This is a genomic window from Microcystis sp. M53603_WE2 (genome assembly GCF_030065435.1).
Genome location: NZ_JASJFF010000204.1, coordinates 1 through 1,829, shown reverse-complemented (window position 1 = coordinate 1,829; position 1,829 = coordinate 1). Strand labels below are relative to the sequence as shown.

The following is a 1,829-nucleotide window of genomic DNA, read 5'->3' as shown; positions in this document are numbered from 1 at the left end:
GCCAGATGCCAATTTTTGAGTAGCTCATGTTGATGAAGAGCAGCCCATTCTATGACTAAACCCAGAATTCTAGGAGATAATTTACCTTCTAAAATAGCCAAATTTTCGATATCAATAAGGGCTTTTTGCTGATTGTAGCGAACATGAAAATGAGGGGGCGGATGCTCATTATGATACATCGTAATAATGATCCCTAAAAAACGACTAATTTCTGGCATAATTGTAGCTAAGCAGACGCTAGGGAATTATTTTAAAATTTCCTCTCAGATGAATACCTTTATCCTGGGGCAATTTGTAAAGCAGGTTGAGGGGAACGGCGCACTAATCGCTCAGAATATTGAGATTGAACTCGATATAAATATTCAGAGAGAATTTGGGGATTATCCTGACAATCTTTTTCGATTTGATACCGAATTTGACGAAGCTCTTCAAGGATAGGGTCTAACATTATACTTCTCCTACATTAATTCTTCAGGAGTACAAATACTCGGTGTCCGATCACAGGTAAGCTGTTGATGGGCAGCAACCACTAAATCACGGCGTGGTCTTGCCGTTAAATAGCTAATGACGCTAGTTTCCAGATAAAGGCTGAGTTGAGAGCCTTGATTCATAATATATTGCCGACGTAAATTAAAACACCCTGAAAACTTTGTCCAGTAAGGATACTAAGGATACTATTGTACAATGATGAACCAAACCATAGTGATCAAAATCGGTACTTCCAGTTTGACCGATAATGAAACCGGCCAATTATCCCTCTCCACGATCGCCGCTTTAGTGGAAGTCCTCACCCGGTTGCGCGCTGCCGGTCATCGGGTGGTATTAGTATCTTCCGGGGCCGTGGGGGTGGGCTGCCGTCGTCTGGGAATACAGGAAAGACCGAAAAAAATCGCCCTCAAACAAGCGATCGCCGCCGTCGGCCAAGGTCGTCTGATGCGGATCTATGATGACCTCTTTACCAGTCTTGGTCAACCGATCGCCCAAATTTTGCTGACCCGGCCTGAATTGATGGAACGCACCTGTTATGTCAACGCCTATAATACTTTTCAGGCTTTGTTTGAATTAGGGGTGATTGCCATTGTCAACGAAAATGATACGGTGGCGATCGATGAGTTAAAATTCGGCGATAATGACACTTTATCAGCCCTTGTAGCCAGTTTAATCGAGGCTGACTGGTTATTTATCCTCACCGATGTGGATCGCCTCTACAGTGCCGATCCGCGGCTATTTCCCGAAGCGGCGGCTATTGCCCGAGTTAGTCCCGCGGAATTAGCGCAACTATCGATCGATGCCGGTAGTAGTGGCAGTCAGTGGGGGACCGGGGGTATGGCGACTAAATTGGCGGCGGCCCGGATTGCCACCAGCGCCGGGGTAGAAATGGCGATTACTAGGGGACGGCAGCCTGGTAATATCTTAAAAATTATGGCAGGAGAGGCGATTGGAACCCGTTTTGAGGCCCAAAAACGCAGTGATAACGCCCGCAAACGCTGGATCGCCTACGGACTACTGCCCATGGGTAAAATCTATCTCGATACCGGGGCAATTCGAGCCATTTGTCAGGGGGGAAAATCTCTCCTTGCGGCCGGGATTACCAAAGTGGCAGGGGAATTTAGCGCCTCCGAATCGGTGCAATTGTGCGATCAAGAAGGCCGGGAAGTGGCCCGGGGAATTGTTAATTATAGTAGTGAGGAGGTCGATCGAGTTAAAGGTCAACATTCCGAGCGTATTGCCAGTTTATTGGGTTATATGGCCGCAGAAACCATTATTCATCGGGATAATCTCGTCATTTTGAGTGCCTCGTCCACCACCTCGACTAATAAGGGATAATT

At 46.7% G+C, this 1,829-nt stretch carries 4 protein-coding genes; 1 reads left to right on the top strand and 3 read right to left on the bottom strand.

The annotated features are described in order from the left end of the window. From PX481_RS04440 to PX481_RS04430, 3 genes are all read right to left on the bottom strand, one after another. A partial coding sequence (locus PX481_RS04440; protein ID WP_288093785.1) for a DUF4160 domain-containing protein occupies positions 1-218 on the bottom strand: 218 nt, incomplete at its 3' end. Between the two features lie 59 nt (positions 219-277). Then, positions 278-448 (bottom strand): hypothetical protein, encoded by a 171-nt coding sequence (locus PX481_RS04435; protein ID WP_288093784.1) that lies wholly within the window; start codon positions 446-448, stop codon positions 278-280. A 10-nt stretch (positions 449-458) separates the two neighbouring features. Continuing rightward, positions 459-611 (bottom strand): hypothetical protein, encoded by a 153-nt coding sequence (locus PX481_RS04430; RefSeq protein ID WP_288093783.1) that lies wholly within the window; start codon positions 609-611, stop codon positions 459-461. Positions 612-687: 76 nt separating this feature from the next. Here PX481_RS04430 and proB point away from each other — a divergent pair, with 76 nt between their 5' ends. Further along, positions 688-1,827: a glutamate 5-kinase gene (proB, locus tag PX481_RS04425; RefSeq protein WP_288093786.1), complete on the top strand. Its 1,140-nt coding sequence runs from the start codon at positions 688-690 to the stop codon at positions 1,825-1,827. The last annotated feature ends 2 nt before the right edge of the window (positions 1,828-1,829 follow it).

What these genes read in the sequence shown, in the direction of transcription:
- PX481_RS04430 (WP_288093783.1), bottom strand. Translation starts at nt 611, where the DNA reads ATGAATCAAGGCTCTCAACTCAGCCTTTATCTGGAAACTAGCGTCATT.
- proB (WP_288093786.1), top strand. Translation starts at nt 688, where the DNA reads ATGAACCAAACCATAGTGATCAAAATCGGTACTTCCAGTTTGACCGAT.
- PX481_RS04435 (WP_288093784.1), bottom strand. Translation starts at nt 448, where the DNA reads ATGTTAGACCCTATCCTTGAAGAGCTTCGTCAAATTCGGTATCAAATC.